16 protein-coding genes are annotated in these 13,949 nt (G+C 67.5%); 5 read left to right on the top strand and 11 right to left on the bottom strand.

Annotated elements, in window-relative coordinates; all coding sequences use genetic code 11:
• Positions 1 to 208 precede the first annotated feature (208 nt).
• From N800_RS04165 to N800_RS04155, 3 genes are all read left to right on the top strand, one after another.
• Positions 209 to 697, top strand: a complete 489-nt coding sequence (locus N800_RS04165; protein WP_232227541.1) for a fasciclin domain-containing protein — start codon at positions 209 to 211, stop codon at positions 695 to 697.
• Positions 698 to 1,593: 896 nt separating this feature from the next.
• Positions 1,594 to 2,277, top strand: coding sequence for a hypothetical protein (locus N800_RS04160; protein WP_052107903.1), 684 nt, complete (start codon positions 1,594 to 1,596; stop codon positions 2,275 to 2,277).
• A 44-nt stretch (positions 2,278 to 2,321) separates the two neighbouring features.
• Positions 2,322 to 2,990, top strand: a complete 669-nt coding sequence (locus tag N800_RS04155) for a helix-turn-helix transcriptional regulator (RefSeq protein ID WP_052107902.1) — start codon at positions 2,322 to 2,324, stop codon at positions 2,988 to 2,990.
• Here N800_RS04155 and N800_RS04150 read toward each other — a convergent pair.
• Complete coding sequence (locus N800_RS04150; RefSeq protein WP_036135253.1) at positions 2,956 to 3,300, bottom strand: zinc ribbon domain-containing protein YjdM; 345 nt, start codon at positions 3,298 to 3,300, stop codon at positions 2,956 to 2,958. The genes N800_RS04155 and N800_RS04150 overlap by 35 nt on opposite strands.
• Positions 3,301 to 3,397: 97 nt before the next feature.
• Here N800_RS04150 and N800_RS04145 point away from each other — a divergent pair, with 97 nt between their 5' ends.
• Complete coding sequence (locus tag N800_RS04145; protein ID WP_198032467.1) at positions 3,398 to 4,054, top strand: lysoplasmalogenase family protein; 657 nt, start codon at positions 3,398 to 3,400, stop codon at positions 4,052 to 4,054.
• Between the two features lie 62 nt (positions 4,055 to 4,116).
• Here N800_RS04145 and N800_RS04140 read toward each other — a convergent pair whose 3' ends face one another.
• Together N800_RS04140 and N800_RS04135 are read right to left on the bottom strand one after the other, a co-directional pair.
• On the bottom strand, positions 4,117 to 5,043 hold the full coding sequence (locus tag N800_RS04140; RefSeq protein ID WP_198032466.1) for an amidohydrolase family protein: 927 nt from the start codon (positions 5,041 to 5,043) through the stop codon (positions 4,117 to 4,119).
• A gap of 22 nt (positions 5,044 to 5,065) precedes the next feature.
• Positions 5,066 to 5,341, bottom strand: coding sequence for a hypothetical protein (locus N800_RS04135; protein WP_156962869.1), 276 nt, complete (start codon positions 5,339 to 5,341; stop codon positions 5,066 to 5,068).
• A 394-nt stretch (positions 5,342 to 5,735) separates the two neighbouring features.
• On the opposite strand from N800_RS04135, the gene N800_RS04130 reads away from it, so the two are divergent.
• Entirely contained in the window at positions 5,736 to 5,960 is a 225-nt protein-coding gene (locus N800_RS04130; protein WP_036135249.1) for a hypothetical protein, read from the top strand.
• Between the two features lie 75 nt (positions 5,961 to 6,035).
• Here the strand turns inward: N800_RS04130 and N800_RS04125 are convergent, their stop codons facing one another.
• From N800_RS04125 to miaA, 8 genes are all read right to left on the bottom strand, one after another.
• Entirely contained in the window at positions 6,036 to 7,298 is a 1,263-nt protein-coding gene (locus N800_RS04125) for a multidrug effflux MFS transporter (protein ID WP_052107899.1), read from the bottom strand.
• Positions 7,299 to 7,433: 135 nt separating this feature from the next.
• Positions 7,434 to 8,726 carry an adenylosuccinate synthase gene (locus tag N800_RS04120; protein ID WP_036135247.1) on the bottom strand — a complete coding sequence of 431 codons (1,293 nt, stop codon included), beginning with the start codon at positions 8,724 to 8,726 and terminating at the stop codon, positions 7,434 to 7,436.
• 200 nt (positions 8,727 to 8,926) lie between these two features.
• Positions 8,927 to 9,121, bottom strand: coding sequence for a DUF2065 domain-containing protein (locus tag N800_RS04115; RefSeq protein WP_425476496.1), 195 nt, complete (start codon positions 9,119 to 9,121; stop codon positions 8,927 to 8,929).
• A 2-nt stretch (positions 9,122 to 9,123) separates the two neighbouring features.
• Positions 9,124 to 9,987: a protease modulator HflC gene (gene hflC, locus N800_RS04110; RefSeq protein WP_036135245.1), complete on the bottom strand. Its 864-nt coding sequence runs from the start codon at positions 9,985 to 9,987 to the stop codon at positions 9,124 to 9,126.
• Positions 9,984 to 11,099 (bottom strand): FtsH protease activity modulator HflK, encoded by a 1,116-nt coding sequence (gene hflK / locus N800_RS04105; RefSeq protein ID WP_036135243.1) that lies wholly within the window; start codon positions 11,097 to 11,099, stop codon positions 9,984 to 9,986. Before hflK ends, hflC begins: the two co-directional genes overlap by 4 nt.
• A gap of 66 nt (positions 11,100 to 11,165) precedes the next feature.
• Positions 11,166 to 12,467: a ribosome rescue GTPase HflX gene (gene hflX / locus N800_RS04100; protein ID WP_036135242.1), complete on the bottom strand. Its 1,302-nt coding sequence runs from the start codon at positions 12,465 to 12,467 to the stop codon at positions 11,166 to 11,168.
• A gap of 37 nt (positions 12,468 to 12,504) precedes the next feature.
• Entirely contained in the window at positions 12,505 to 12,777 is a 273-nt protein-coding gene (hfq, locus tag N800_RS04095; RefSeq protein WP_036135240.1) for an RNA chaperone Hfq, read from the bottom strand.
• Between the two features lie 169 nt (positions 12,778 to 12,946).
• A complete protein-coding gene (gene miaA, locus N800_RS04090; protein ID WP_036135238.1) occupies positions 12,947 to 13,924 on the bottom strand; it encodes a tRNA (adenosine(37)-N6)-dimethylallyltransferase MiaA in 978 nt (325 codons plus the stop codon).
• Positions 13,925 to 13,949: the final 25 nt, after the last annotated feature.

The following is a 13,949-nucleotide window of genomic DNA, read 5'->3' as shown; positions in this document are numbered from 1 at the left end:
CCGTCGTCACGCCTGCGTTACATCCAAATAACAACACAAGGCGCATGGTGTCCTTGCACTACGACGCAAGGTCGTAACGGCCACTCAGCCGCGCAGCACGTCCCCCTCCCAAACCGCACTGAGCCTCGCACCCCTGCACCCTGCAGGGGTCACGGTTTCGACCGTCTTCGATTCGCGTCCTGCGGATCGCACACAAGGCACAAATTCCATGAACACCATGAACACCACCCCCAGCGCTTCCAACTCCCCCAGCGCTTCCAACTCCCCCAGCGCTCCCAGCACCCTCGACCTGGTCGACACCGCAGCCGCCAACGGCTCGTTCAAGACCTTCGGCCGCGCCGTCCAGCAAGCGGGGATGACCGACGTCCTGCGTGGCGAGGGTCCCTTTACCGTGTTCGCGCCAACCGACGCGGCGTTTTCAAAGCTGCCCTCCGGCAAGCTCGACATGCTTTTCAAGCCGGAAAACAAGGAAGAACTGGTTTCGCTGCTCAACTACCACGTCATCCGCGGTCGCAAGACCACTGCCGACCTGGGCAAGTGGGAGCAGGCCAAGACGGTCAACGGCCAGAGCGCGCCAATCAAGCTGGTTGACCGCCGCGTCAGCATCGATGGAGCGCAGGTCACGTCGCCCGACATCGGTTCAACCAACGGCCTCATCCACGGCATCGACAAGGTCAATATTCCGACCAGGCAGTAACACTTGCCTCAGGCAGGGTTGCCTGAAGTGAGACATCCGCGGCGGGGCCATCGGCCCCGCCGTTTTGTTGCCTGCCGCGCAGGTTTCGCGCGCAACGCACCACGTGCGAGGCCAGTACGCTCTGGTCGACCTTCTCGCCGGGGGCGAGCACGACGCACGGCACTCAGATCGCCGCAATTGACGAAGAATCGCCACTCGCCCCCTGAATGGCCGCTTCCCCGCACGCAAAGCACCACCCCCCAATCGGGTGACCCGTCCGTACGCCCGCGCTCCATCCGTTGCGCCCAAACGCTGAGGTCGCCCCGCTGGCCGCCGCGCCCTTGTCCAACAATGGAGTGTGCTCGCAGCTCGACGCGGAAAACGCGATCCGCGACTGGGATTGCCTCAAGGGCGGATCGCGCCTCGCCTGGGCGGAAGCGGCGACCGCGTGTCCGGCGGCGTGGTATCACGAGACACAGGCGTCGTCGCCGCCATCGGCCACGTGAGGCGCGGTGTCTCCGGCCAGACATGGTCGACGGCGTGTTTGTCGCGCTCCCACAGGGCGCGTGACTGCGTGCGCTTGTGCTCCCAGCGCACGGCGTCGCGACGGGCGGTGGCGGCGGGTTCGGAAGGACGGGACGGGCCCATGGCTGACCTAGCGTCGGGGGGACTGGCGGACGCTAACCGTAATGACGTAATACGCCGGTGATGAGCCCCTCATGTGTCTCAGGCAGGGGGCGACCCGCAGGGCGCTGCCAGTGGCCTTGCGCGGCTGGCAGGCGCGAATAACGGCGCTGGCGCTCCCCGCCCCTCATCTCGCTGTCGCAACTGATGCTTTACACATGAGCTTATTGTTTCCAAGGCCATACTGCGGACCCTACAGGCGTCGCCCTCCCGCGACCTTTCAGGAGACGCCCATGAACCGCCCACTTGCCCCTCGCAACCTGGTGACCGCCTTCACCCTGCTCGCACTCACCCTGCCACCGGCCCTCGCGCTGGGCGCGACCGCTCCCTCGGCATCACACACCCGCCACGCCGCTGCCGCCACGCCCCAAGCCGCCGTCCCCGCGCCCAAGCTGCAGGCCGCGCTGCGCAGCCTGTGGCACGGCCACGTGGTGCAGACCCGCGCCTATGCGCTGGCCGTGCAGGACCACAACACCACCCACGCCGAACAGGCCGCCGAAGGCGTGGTCGCCAACGCCAGGCAACTGGCCGATGCGGTGGGCAGCTACTACGGCCCCGCCGCGGGCCAGCAGATGCTGACCCTGCTGGCCGGGCACTGGGGCGCGGTGAAAGCCATGACCGATGCGCAGGCCCGTGGCGACAACACAGCGCAGCAGGCCGCGATGGCCGCGCTCACCGCCAACGCCGCCGAGATCGCGAAGTTCCTGTCCGGCGCCAACCCGTACCTGTCCGAGAGCGCGGTCAATGGCCTGCTGGTGGCGCATGGCGCGCACCACGCCGCGCAGATCCAGCAGGTGATGGCCGACGACATGCAAGCCGAAGCTGTTACGTGGAAGGCAATGCAGGCGCACATGGACACCCTCGCCGACGCACTGGCGGGCGCCATCGCCCGGCAGTTCCCGCACAAGGCCAGCTGAGGCGCCCCATGGCGCCAGGCCCATGAACAAGGTGCACTGAGTCCATGACCCACCCTCTGCATCAATTGGGCGACACCCAGCAGCGGCTGCTCCGGCAGCTGCTGCTCAACGTGGGCGGCTGCACGGTGGAGATGCTGTGCGACCGGCTGCACGTAAGCCACAACGCGGTGCGCCAGCACCTCACCGCGCTCATCGGCCAGGGCTGGGTGCAGCGGGTGCAGTCATTGGCCAGTGGCGGGCGGCCGCAGATGCGCTATGCACTCACTGCATCGGGACGCGAGTTGTTCCCGCGCAACTATGGCGCCATCGCAGGCGCCCTGCTGGCGCAATTGCATGACCGCCTGGGCGACGCGGCAACCGCCGCCTTCCTCGATGAGCTGGGCCGCAGCGTGGCCGCCACGCAACCGCCGCTGCAGCCCGAAGCGGGCGCCGATGGCCTGGCCCGCGCCCTGGCACGGCAACTGGATGCACTGGGTTACGAGGCGGTGCCTGCGCGCCACGGCGAGGAGTGGCAGGTGGAGGCTTTCAACTGCGTGTTCCATGCGCTGGCGAGGCGACACCCCCAGGTGTGCCGCTTCGACCTGGCGTTCATGGAGGCTGCCACCGGTCACCGCATCCACCACATGGAGTGCATCGTACGCGGGGGCCACGTGTGCCGCTTCCGCATCGGCGACGCGCTTACACCTTCTTCAGGTAGCACGCCTTCAGCATGAAATTGCCGGCGTCCATGCGGCAGTCCACTTCGTGGTCGCCGCTGCCGACCAGGCGGATGCTCTTGACCTTGGTGCCCTGCTTGAGGGTGATCGAAGAGCCTTTCACCTTCAGGTCCTTGATCAGCACCACCGCGTCGCCATCGGCGAGCACGGTGCCGTTGGCGTCCTTGACTACCGCGTCATCCTCGTCAATGGCGGCCGCGTTACCCGCCATCGGCCACTCGTGGCCGCAGTCGGCGCAGACATAGTTGTCGCCGTCCGGATAGGTGTTCTCCAGGGCGCATTGCGGGCACGGGGGAAGGGTGGGCATGGCGCCGCTCCGGTGGGGTGTGGGGCCGGCAGTATAGGCGGCAGGTGGTGGACAGGCAGAATGAGACCCATTGTCACAAGGAGGTCGTATGCCATTGATGCCCACACTGCCACTTTCCGCCCTGCTCGCTATGGCGATCTGCGCATTCGCCACTCTGGGGCTTCTGTGGGCCGAAGCGCGACAGGCGCGCGCGCCGCGGGCAGCATTCAAGACGGTCGCCAGCAGTGCATTCATCGCCGTCGCATTGGCCGCCGACGCGGCGGCCACGCCATACGGCCGGCTGATACTGATCGCACTGGTGTTGAGCTGGCTGGGCGACGTGCTGCTGCTCGCGCATCGCAGTGCGGTGTTCCTCGCGGGGCTGGGCGCATTCCTGCTGGCGCATGTGGTGTATGCGGGGGCGTTTGCCGGCGGGCCGCTGCATGGCGGCGCGTTGCTGGCGGGCGCGGCGTTGATGTTCGTCGTCGGGGTCCTCGTATTGCGCGCGTTCTGGCCACGGCTCAAGACGCCGTACCGCATTGCGGTGCCCGCGTACGTGGTGGCCATTGGTGCGATGTGCACGCTGGCCATCGGCGCGGGCGTCGGCAGCGGTGCGTGGTGGCTGGCGGTGGCGGCGCTGGCCTTCGCTGCGTCCGACATTTCGGTGGCGCGCGACCGTTTCATCGGCCATGCCCTCGCGAACAAGGCGTGGGGATTGCCGTTGTATTACGCGGCGCAACTTACGCTAGCCGCATCGGTGGCGCGGCCAGCGTAAGCGCACACATCAGGAGGGGCGCGATGCAGCCGCGATGCCCTCCGCTCGTCACGCTCGCGTCGTCACCTCACCACGTCCACTGACGCACTCGCAGTCCTGTCCAGCCGAAAGAACCGCGCTGCATTGTTGTAGAAGATGTCTCGCTTCTGTGCCTCACTCAGGAAATTGGCCGAGGTCACGCCCTCCACCGCCAGCCCGATCGACTCCGGCCAGATCATCTGGTCGGAACCAAACATGAGCCGATCGCCAAAACCAGCCGTAACCAGCTCGCGCAGGTACTGATGGAACTCCGCGCGCGGAATGATCCAGTTGATTACCGCCACGTCGGCATACACCTGCGGGTACATGTAGAGGATGGCCTTGGTCTCCTGCAGGTACGGCCAGCCGGCGTGCATGATCCACACACGCAGCTTCGGATGCCGCTTGAGCATGGGCTCCAGCAGCGCGGGGTTTCCGAGGTTGACGCTGAACTTCGGGCAGCAGGTGTAGGGCGACGCCGGCGGCCCCAGCCCGGTGTGGATGCCCACGGGAATGTCGAGCTCTTCCGCCAACGCCAGGTACGGCTCGAACCACGGATCGCTCGGGTTGAGGCCGTGGTATTGCGCGCCGATCTCGGCCATGACCTTGAGATCGCCGCTGGTGAACGCCTTGCGCAATGTGTCCGTGGGCGGCAACGCATTGCCGCCGTCGTCGAGGAATGCACCCGCCCAGATCTTGTCGCCCCCCGCGCGGCGCATGCTGGCCATTGCCGCGTCCGGCCCGCTGACCAGGCCAAGCACGATGTTGTGTTTGCGCATCTGCTCCAGGGTCAGTCGTTCGCGCTCCGCAGCGGTGTTGGCAGTGGTCGGCTTGCCGGTGGCGGGGTTGATGGCGCCAGGCGCGGCTTCGCCCACGTGCAGGTGCACGTCGATGATCGGCAGCGGCTCGGTGGCCTGCGCGGGAAGGGTCGCGGTCACCGCGAGGCTCAAGGCAAGCAGTGCTTCACGCATCATCCGGGGCTCCAAGGGTCGGTCATGGTGCCAACGTAAGGCATCCGGCGTGCAGGTCAAAGCTTGCGCCGCTCACCCAGCGCATCAGCACCAGACGCAATGTCGGCGCATCCGCGTCCGCGCCGACATCGAGCGCCTCCAGATGTACGTCCAGCACATGCTGCATCGCATCGCCGCCACAAAGTGCCAGTGGCACCGGGTGTCCGGGGCCTTCCACCGTCACGTGCCGGACGGCGGTATACAAAGCCTGCCGCGCCCCACCGTCGCTCAGCTCCAGCACGCCGTCGCGGAGCCGCATCGCCGGCACCTCCAATGGCACTCGCGCCGCCGCGTTCGCGTACCACACGCGCATTGGAACGCCGGGGATCAACAGCAAAGTGCGGTGGGAAAGGTGCTCGAGCGCAGACGCCAGACAAGCGATACGCGAGAAGCCCGTCGCATGGTCGGAGGCGCGCCGGCCGCCGGTGCGGTGCTCCGTCCGTGGGGTCGCATCACCGTGAACGCTGGGAGTCGTCCATGAGGGCCTCCTATCCTCCCGTGAAACGAGGACCACCCCGCTGACGGCCCAAATGGAGCAGGTCATCGCATGAAAATAGCCGCCTGTCGGCCGAGTGGTGCCAGAGTCCCTATTCATGTTTGCAATGAAAACGTGACAGAGAGCACGCTGAAATTCGTCCTCATGGAGCCACGCTGTGCCGTACTCCCTGAACGCTCCCGATTGCGCCAGCCTGCTGGCCGAGCTTGATGACATGGCCAGCCGCTGGTCGTCCAATGCGCGACTGTCGCTTCGCGAAGAAGAACTCGCCCGCTACGCCGCGGTGAAGGAAGCGCTGCGCGAGCTGGGCCAATACGAATGCAAGATCGTGCGCGCACCCAACGGTGCCGGGCAGTACACGGTGGAGTTCGAGCCGCTTTGAGCGGGGCCAGCAGAAGCTGGACACCTTGGGTCGGATGCAGATCCCGGCGGGTTCACCAAAAGCGAGCTGGAGCCGCTACATCCCGTCGGGCGAGCGCGGTAGCGAGGGTACCCGCGCCATCGCGGCGACCTCCCATCGCCAGAAGCCCCAGCCCACCGCCAGGAACGCCGTGGCCGTCAGTACCAGCGTCATGCCGCTGTCACTGATCAATGGCGACAGCACGCCTGCGATCAACGCATTCAACACCAGGCTGGTGAACGCCTGCAACGACGATGCCGAGCCGCGCTGGCGAGGAAACATGTCCAAGATGGCCAGCGTGATCACCGGGAACACCAGCGCGATGCCGAATGCATTGAGGCTCATCGGCAACACCGCCCACGGCACGCGCGGCACGTCGACCAGCAGGTTGTAGCCAAGGTTGTAGACCATGGCCAGCGCGCTCGCGGCAAACCCGATCGCGATCAACCTCGCGCCACCCACCCGGCCCGCGCTGCGCCCCGACAGCCAGGCCCCCACCGCCATGCCACCGATGGTCGGCACGAAGAACCAGGCGAACTGCTGCTCACTGAGTTTCAGCAGATCCAGGACGAACGCAGGCGCCGAAGCGATGTACAGGAACAGCGCACCGAAGTTGAACGCCGATGCCGCGGCCAGGCGCTGGAACCGCGGGTTGAGGAAGATGCCGATGTAGTCGCGCAGCAGTTGCCGCGGCACCAGTGGCAGTCGCGCCTCCACCGGATGCGTCTCCGGTAGCACGCGCCAGGTAGCCAGCAGCAATACCGCGGAAAACAACACCAGGAACCAGAAGATCGCCGGCCAACGGCTCCAGCCCAGGATCCAGCCTCCGATCACCGGTGCGATAGCTGGGGCAACGCTGAAGATCATCGAAACCTGGCTCATCAGCCGCTGCGCGTCCTCGCCATGCAGCACGTCGCGGATGACCGCACGGCCGACAATCAGGCCCACGCCGGCGGACAGCCCCTGCAGCGCGCGGAACGCCAGCAGCGTGCCCATGTCGCGCGCCAGCGCGCAGCCCACCGAGGCCAGCGTGAACACCGCCAGCCCGCCCAGGATCACCTTGCGCCGCCCGATCGCATCCGACAACGGCCCGTGCACCACGCTCATCAACGCGTAGGCCGCGAGATAAACACTGATGGTCTGTTGCATCGCCACCTTGTCCGCGCCCAGCGCGGCTCCCATGGCCGGAAAGGCCGGGAAGATGGTGTCGATGGAAAACGGGCCGAACATCGCCAGCCCACCCAGCAGGATCGCCAAGGTGCGGATGGTGATGGGCAGCTGGGCGGCGTTTCCCGACGAAGATGGGGCGGCAGGGGGCATCAGCAGGACATTATGCTGAAGTTCGACCAAGGGATGACCTGTCAACAACCACAGGCCATTTCAGGTCCACGACGCCGCCCCAAAAAGGCAAGGCCCCGCGATGCGGGGCCTGCCAATGAAGCGGCTGCGGATCGATCAGGCCCACGGATCCTGCAACACCATGGTGTGCTCGCGGTCCGGGCCGGTCGAGACGATGGCCAGCGTGCAACCCGATAGCTCTTCCAGTGCACGCAGGTAGGCGCGCGCGGCCGGCGGCAGCTTGTCCCATTCGGTGACGCCGTGGGTGTTCTCGGTCCAACCCGGGAACTCCAGGTACACGGGCTCGCACTCGTCCCAGCCCGCGGCATCCAGCGGCGCGTACTCGGTGGTCTTGCCGCCGTACTTGTAGCCGATGCAGACCTTCAGCTTGTCCATGCCATCCAGCACGTCCAGCTTGGTGATGCACAGGCCGGTGATGCCGTTGATGGCGACCGCGCGCTTGAGCGCCACGATGTCCATCCAACCACAACGGCGCGGTCGGCCGGTGGTGGCGCCGTACTCGGCGCCGCGGTCGCGGATGCCCTGGCCCACTTCATCATTGAGCTCGGTCGGGAACGGACCGCCGCCCACGCGCGTGGCGTAGGCCTTGCAGATGCCCAGCACGTAATCGATCGCGTCCGCGCCCACGCCGGTGCCGGCGTATGCGCCGCCGACCGTGGTGTTGGACGAGGTCACGTACGGGTAGGTGCCGTGATCGATGTCCAGCAGCGAACCCTGCGCGCCTTCGAACAGCACGCGCTTGCCCTGCTTGCGCAGGTCATGGAGGATGCCGGCGACGTCGGACTTCATCGGCTCGACGTACTCACCGAAGGCCAGCGCCTCGTCCAGCGTCTTCTGGTAGTCGACCGCATCGACGCCCAGGTACTTGGTCAGCACGAAGTTGTGGTAATCCATGGTGCTGCGCAGCTTCTCGGCCAGCTCCTTGGGGTAATGCAGGTCGGCCACGCGAATGCCGCGGCGCGCCACCTTGTCCTCGTACGCCGGGCCGATGCCGCGACCGGTGGTGCCGATGGCGCCCTTGCCGGCGGCCTTCTCGCGGGCCTGATCCAGCGCAATGTGGTACGGCATGATCAGCGGCGTGGCCGGGCTGATCTTCAGGCGCGAACGCACGTCCACGCCGGTGGCTTCCAGTTCGTCGATTTCCTTGCGCAGCGCGGCCGGGCTCAGCACCACGCCATTGCCGATCAAGCACAGCGCGCCTTCGCGCAGGATGCCCGACGGGATCAGGTGCAGCACGGTTTTCTTGCCGCCGATGACCAGCGTGTGGCCGGCGTTATGGCCGCCCTGGAAGCGCACCACGGCACCGATTTCCTCGGTGAGCAGATCGACGATCTTGCCCTTGCCTTCATCGCCCCACTGGGCACCCAACACCACCACAGACTGACCCATGACTCGCTCCAATCAGGTACCGCCGGGCCGATAGCGTAGGGGGAAGGCCAGGCAGAAAAGGTGAAGGGCCAGAGGGCCCCCCAGACACGGAAAAAGCCGGCGGGGATTCCCCCGGCCGGCTTTTGTGCATTATCCGGGTTTTGGGGGGCGGGGGCCAGCCCTTTCGGAGGCGAATCACCTCCACGCGCCCCCGCCCACGGTCAGAACCTGTGCCGCACCCACATCAGCGACAGCAGGCCCAGGATGACCACGATCCCGCCCATCGCCCGCAGGCGCTGGTTGGGCATTGCGTAGAGCTGCTCCGCCGCCCGCTTCCAGCCCTGGGGCGTCGCGAACAGCACCAGCCCCTCCAGCACCGCCACCAGGCACAGTGCCGACATCAACTCTTCGGACACGGTCAGCGGTCTTTGTTCAGGTACTGCAGGAACGGATCATTGCGGTCCAGCACGATCACGCCCTGCCCGTCCGCGAACGACTTGCGGTAGGCCTCCAGGCTGCGCTGGAAGGCGTAGAAGCTGGGGTCCTTGTTGGCGGCGGCGGCATAGGCCTTGGCCGCCTGTGCATCGCCCTCACCACGCAGGCGTTGCGCATCGCGCTCGGCCTCGGCAGCAATCACCGCCTGTTCGCGGTCCGCTTCGGCGCGCACCGTGTTGGCCTGCTCGGCACCCTCCGCGCGCAGTCGGCTGGCCACCTGCTGGCGTTGGGCGCGCATGCGGCGGTAGACATCCTGGATCACCTGGCTGTCGGTCGGCAGATCGATCTGCTTGATGCGCATGTCGACGATGCGGATGCCCATCGTCGCCGCACCGTCATTGATGCCCTTCAGCTGCTTGCCAATCACTTCCTGACGATCACCGGAAACGACCTGGGACAGCGTGCGCGCGTTGATCTCGTTGCGCAGCGAATCCTTGATGATCGGCGCCAGGCGCGCCACGGCCACCGACTCGTCGCCGCCGGTGGCGCGGTAGAACGCACGCGGGTCCTCGATCATGCCGACGGCGAAGAAGTCCACGCTGACGTCCTTGCGCTCGGAAGTCAGGTAGCGCTCCGGCTCGGCGTCCAGCACCTGCAGGCGGCGGTCGAACACGCGCGCGGTCTCCACCAGCGGGAACTTGAAATGCAGACCGGGGCCGATGTCGCTGCGCACAACACGGCCGAACTGCAGCACCATGCCGGTCTGCCCTTCATTGACCACGTACACGGAGCCCATCAGCGCCAGCAGCATGGCCACGGCGGTGGCTACCCAGAACGAGACCTTCATCGGGTGACCTCCTCACGGCCGGTGGGGCGTGGCGTGCGGCCACTGCGGGTGGACTGTTCGGCGGCCTGCTCAATGGCCGTCACGGTGGGCGCCAAGGTCTCCGGCGATAGCGCGCCACCCGCCGCAGTGGAGCCCTTCGCCGGCTCCATCGGCACATAGATCAACTGACGCGAGTCGCCACCGACCACCTTGCGGTTGTCGGCCAGCACTTCCTGCACCGTCTCCAGCCACAGGCGCTTGCGGGTGACCTCGGGGGCCGCCTGGTACTGGTCCACCAGCAACGAGAAGCGGTCGGCATCACCCTGCGCCCGCGCAATCGTCGCGGTCTTGTAGCCCTCGGCCACGGTGCGCACGCGTGCGGCCTGGCCGCGGGCTTCCGGCACCACCTGCGCAGCGTAGGCGCGGGCCTCGCTGATCAGGCGGTCCTTGTCCTGCTGGGCACTGTTGACGTCGTCGAAGGCCGGCTTGACCTCTTCCGGCGGGCGCGCGTTGGGCAGGTTGAGTTCGGTCACCGCCAGACCGGTGCGGTAGGCGGCGAGCGACTTCTGCAGCTGGTCACGCGCCGACACCGCCAGCGCGTTGCGCGCGCCCAGCACCGTGTCCAGCGTGGAGCGGCCCACCTGCTCACGCACCGTGCTCAGCGCCGCCTGCGCCAGCATGGCGTCACCGTCCCGGGTGCCAAACAGGTACATCTGCGGATCGCTGACGCGGTACTGCACGTTGATCTCGACCAGCACGATGTTCTCGTCAGCGGTCAGGACCGGCACGTTCTCGCTGAAGGTCTTGATCTGGGTGGCGTTGATCTTGGTGACGCGCTCGATCGGCCACGGCAGCTTGAAGTGCGGGCCCGGCTGCATCACGCGCGCGAACTGGCCAAAGCGCAGCACCACGCCACGCTGCTGCTCGGTGATCAGCACGAAGCAGTTGAAGACCAGCCACAGGCCAATGACGATGGCAACCCAGCGCAGGATGCCACCGTTGCCGCCGCCACCGTCGAACAGACCGCGCAACGGGTCCAGAAGGGCGTCCAGACCGCGTCCGCCGGGACCGCGACGCGGCGAACGGCCGCTCGAGCCGCCCGAATTGCTACTGCCAGGGGTGTTCCAGGCCATGCCTGCTCCATGTAGTGAAACGAACCGGCAGGGGCGGCGGAGCCGATCTGCAGGCGCGGGTCGATTCTAGGTGGGGGCTCCCGCCGCCTCAAGCAAGGGCCGCAACGGCTCCCCGTGCGATTGGGCAAACAGCCGCTGCGCGTCGGCCAGCGCGATGTCGACCTGCAGGCGCCAGCCATGCTCGTCGCCCTGCTCGCTGCGCACCGCGCCCAGCTCGTGCAGGCGCGCGCGCAACCTTGCCGCTTGTGGCGGAATGCGCACCTCGCCCTGCACGTGGCGCAGCTCCAGCGCCTCGGCCATCGCCGTTTGCAGGAGGTCCAGCCCCACGCCATCGCGCGCCGACAGCCAGACCCGCACCGGCCCCTCGCCCGGCTGGTCCAGCCGGGGCGTGGCACCCTCGATCCGGTCGATCTTGTTGAACACCAGCACCTGCGGGATGTCGCCGGCGCCGATTTCCGCCAACACCGAGTTGACCTGGGCGATGCGCTCATCGCGCAGCGGGTCGGCGGCATCGATGACGTGCAGCAGCAGGTCGGCCTCGCGCGACTCCGACAGGGTGGACCGGAACGCAGCCACCAGCGCATGCGGCAGGTCACGCACGAAGCCCACGGTGTCGGCCAGGGTCACACTGCCGCCGGACAGGTCGATGCGGCGCACCGTCGGGTCCAGCGTGGCGAACAACTGGTCCGCGGCGTAGGCCTCGGCGCCGGTCAACGCATTGAACAGGGTTGATTTGCCAGCGTTGGTGTAGCCCACCAGCGCCACCCGCGGCATCTCGCTTCGCAGGCGCGCGCGGCGCATCTGCGTGCGCTGGACCTCCACCTTGGCCAGCCGCCGCTGCAGCGACTCCAGCCGGGCCTGCAGCATGCGCCGGTCCAGTTCCAGCTGCGTCTCACCCGGGCCACGCAAGCCAATCGCACCGCCGCGCTGACGCTCCAGGTGGGTCCAGCCGCGCACCAGCCGGGTGGACATGTGGCGCAGCTGCGCCAGCTCCACCTGCAGCTTGCCCTCGTGGCTGTGCGCGCGCTGGGCGAAAATGTCCAGGATCAGCCCGGTGCGGTCCACCACGCGGCGCTGCAGCGCGCGCTCCAGATTGCGCTCCTGCGTGGGCGTGAGCGTGAAGTTGACCAGGATGAGGTCGGCACCGGTGGCCTCGACCGCCGCCTTGATCTCTTCCAGCTTGCCGCTGCCAATCAGCGTCGCGGCGTTCGGGCGGTCAATGCGCGCTGTGACCACCGCCGCAATGGTCGCGCCGGCGGAACGGGCCAGGTCGGTGAACTCCTCCAGCAGCCCCTCGTCGGGCGGACCGCCGGCATGCGGCTGGATCAGCAGCGCGTGCTCGCCCTTGCGGGATCTTTCAAAAAACACGCGTGCTCACTTCCCGGGACGGCCTGCCAACAGGCCGTTATTCTGCCTCGTCGGCGCCCTCGCCGCCTTCACCCGGCGAAACCTGGCCGCCAGTGGGCCCCACGCGCACATTGCGCGCCGGCACCACGGTGGAAATGGCGTGCTTGTAGACCATCTGGCTGACCGTGTTGCGCAGCAGCACCACGAACTGGTCGAACGACTCGATGGTGCCCTGCAGCTTGATGCCGTTGACCAGGTAAACCGAGACGGGCACGCGCTCGCGGCGCAGGGCGTTCAGGAAAGGATCCTGCAAGGACTGTCCCTTGGACATCAGAGTGTTCCCCAACAATTATGAGTTCTAGTTATGGGCGGGGCCTCCCTGGCCGTCCGCGTCGCCGGTAGCTGTCCCCACAGCGGCGACGGGCCGATGGTAACGCAAACCCGCGTTTTGGGAAGTTGCCCGTGACGGCGATTACGCCACGTGGGTTGCAGTCGCCGGTTCAGGGACGCCGGGCTGGCGGCAGGAACATCGCCAATGCCTGGTCCAGCGCTTCGCGCTGGGTGGCCGGGTCGAACCAGCGACTATCGAGTTCGCCGCGCAGCCACGTGAGCTGGCGCTTGGCCAGTTGGCGGGTGGCGAAGACACCCCGGTCGCGGAACTCGGCGGCATTGGCACGCCCGTCCAGATGCTCCCATGCCTGCCGATAACCGACCGCCCGCAGGGCCGGCAGTTCCAACGGCGCCGGGTGCGCCTTCAACTGCGGCAGGGCACGCAGGGCGCGCACCTCGTCGAGGAACCCGGACGCCAGCATGGTATCGAAACGCTGCTCGATACGCGCGTGCAGCTCGGCCCGGTCGACCGGGGCCAGGACCAGTTTGAGCACGCGGAACGGGAGGCGCGGCGTCGACAGCCCCTCGCGCCGCCAGTCGGTGATCGTGCGTCCGGAGACGCGGTAGACCTCGAGCCCGCGCTGGATGCGCTGGGCATCGGTCGCATGGATGCGCTTGGCCGCTTCCGGGTCCACTGCCGCCAACTCTGCGTGCAGCGCCGCCCAACCGCGCTCGGCTGCCTCCGCCTCCAGGCGTGCACGCATCCCGGGGTCAGCCTCCGGCATCGGCGACAGTCCGTGCAGCAAGGCATGGAAATACAGTCCGGTGCCACCCGCCAGCACCGGCACGCGACCACGGGCGGCAATGTCGTCCAGTGCCCGTCGCGCGTCCTGTGCGAACTCGGCGGCCGAGTACGGCTGCCAGGGATCGCGCACGTCGATCAAGTGGTGCGGCACTCGCCGCTGCTCGGCCGCCGTGGGCTTGGCCGAGCCGATGTCCAGCCCGCGATACACCAGCGCGGAATCGACGCTGACGATCTCGCCCCCCAACTGTTCGGCCCAGTCCAGCGCCAGTGCGGTCTTGCCGGACGCGGTGGGGCCCATCAACGCGATGGCAACGGGGCGATGGTCCAGATGCTCGATGGTCATGGTGGCGGGCTGCAGCGGCGAGGGG

It is taken from the genome of Lysobacter daejeonensis GH1-9 (assembly GCF_000768355.1).
Taxonomy (GTDB): domain Bacteria; phylum Pseudomonadota; class Gammaproteobacteria; order Xanthomonadales; family Xanthomonadaceae; genus Aerolutibacter; species Aerolutibacter daejeonensis.
The sequence above is the reverse complement of the archived record's forward strand: the minus strand, read 5'-3'. Positions and strand labels throughout refer to the sequence as shown.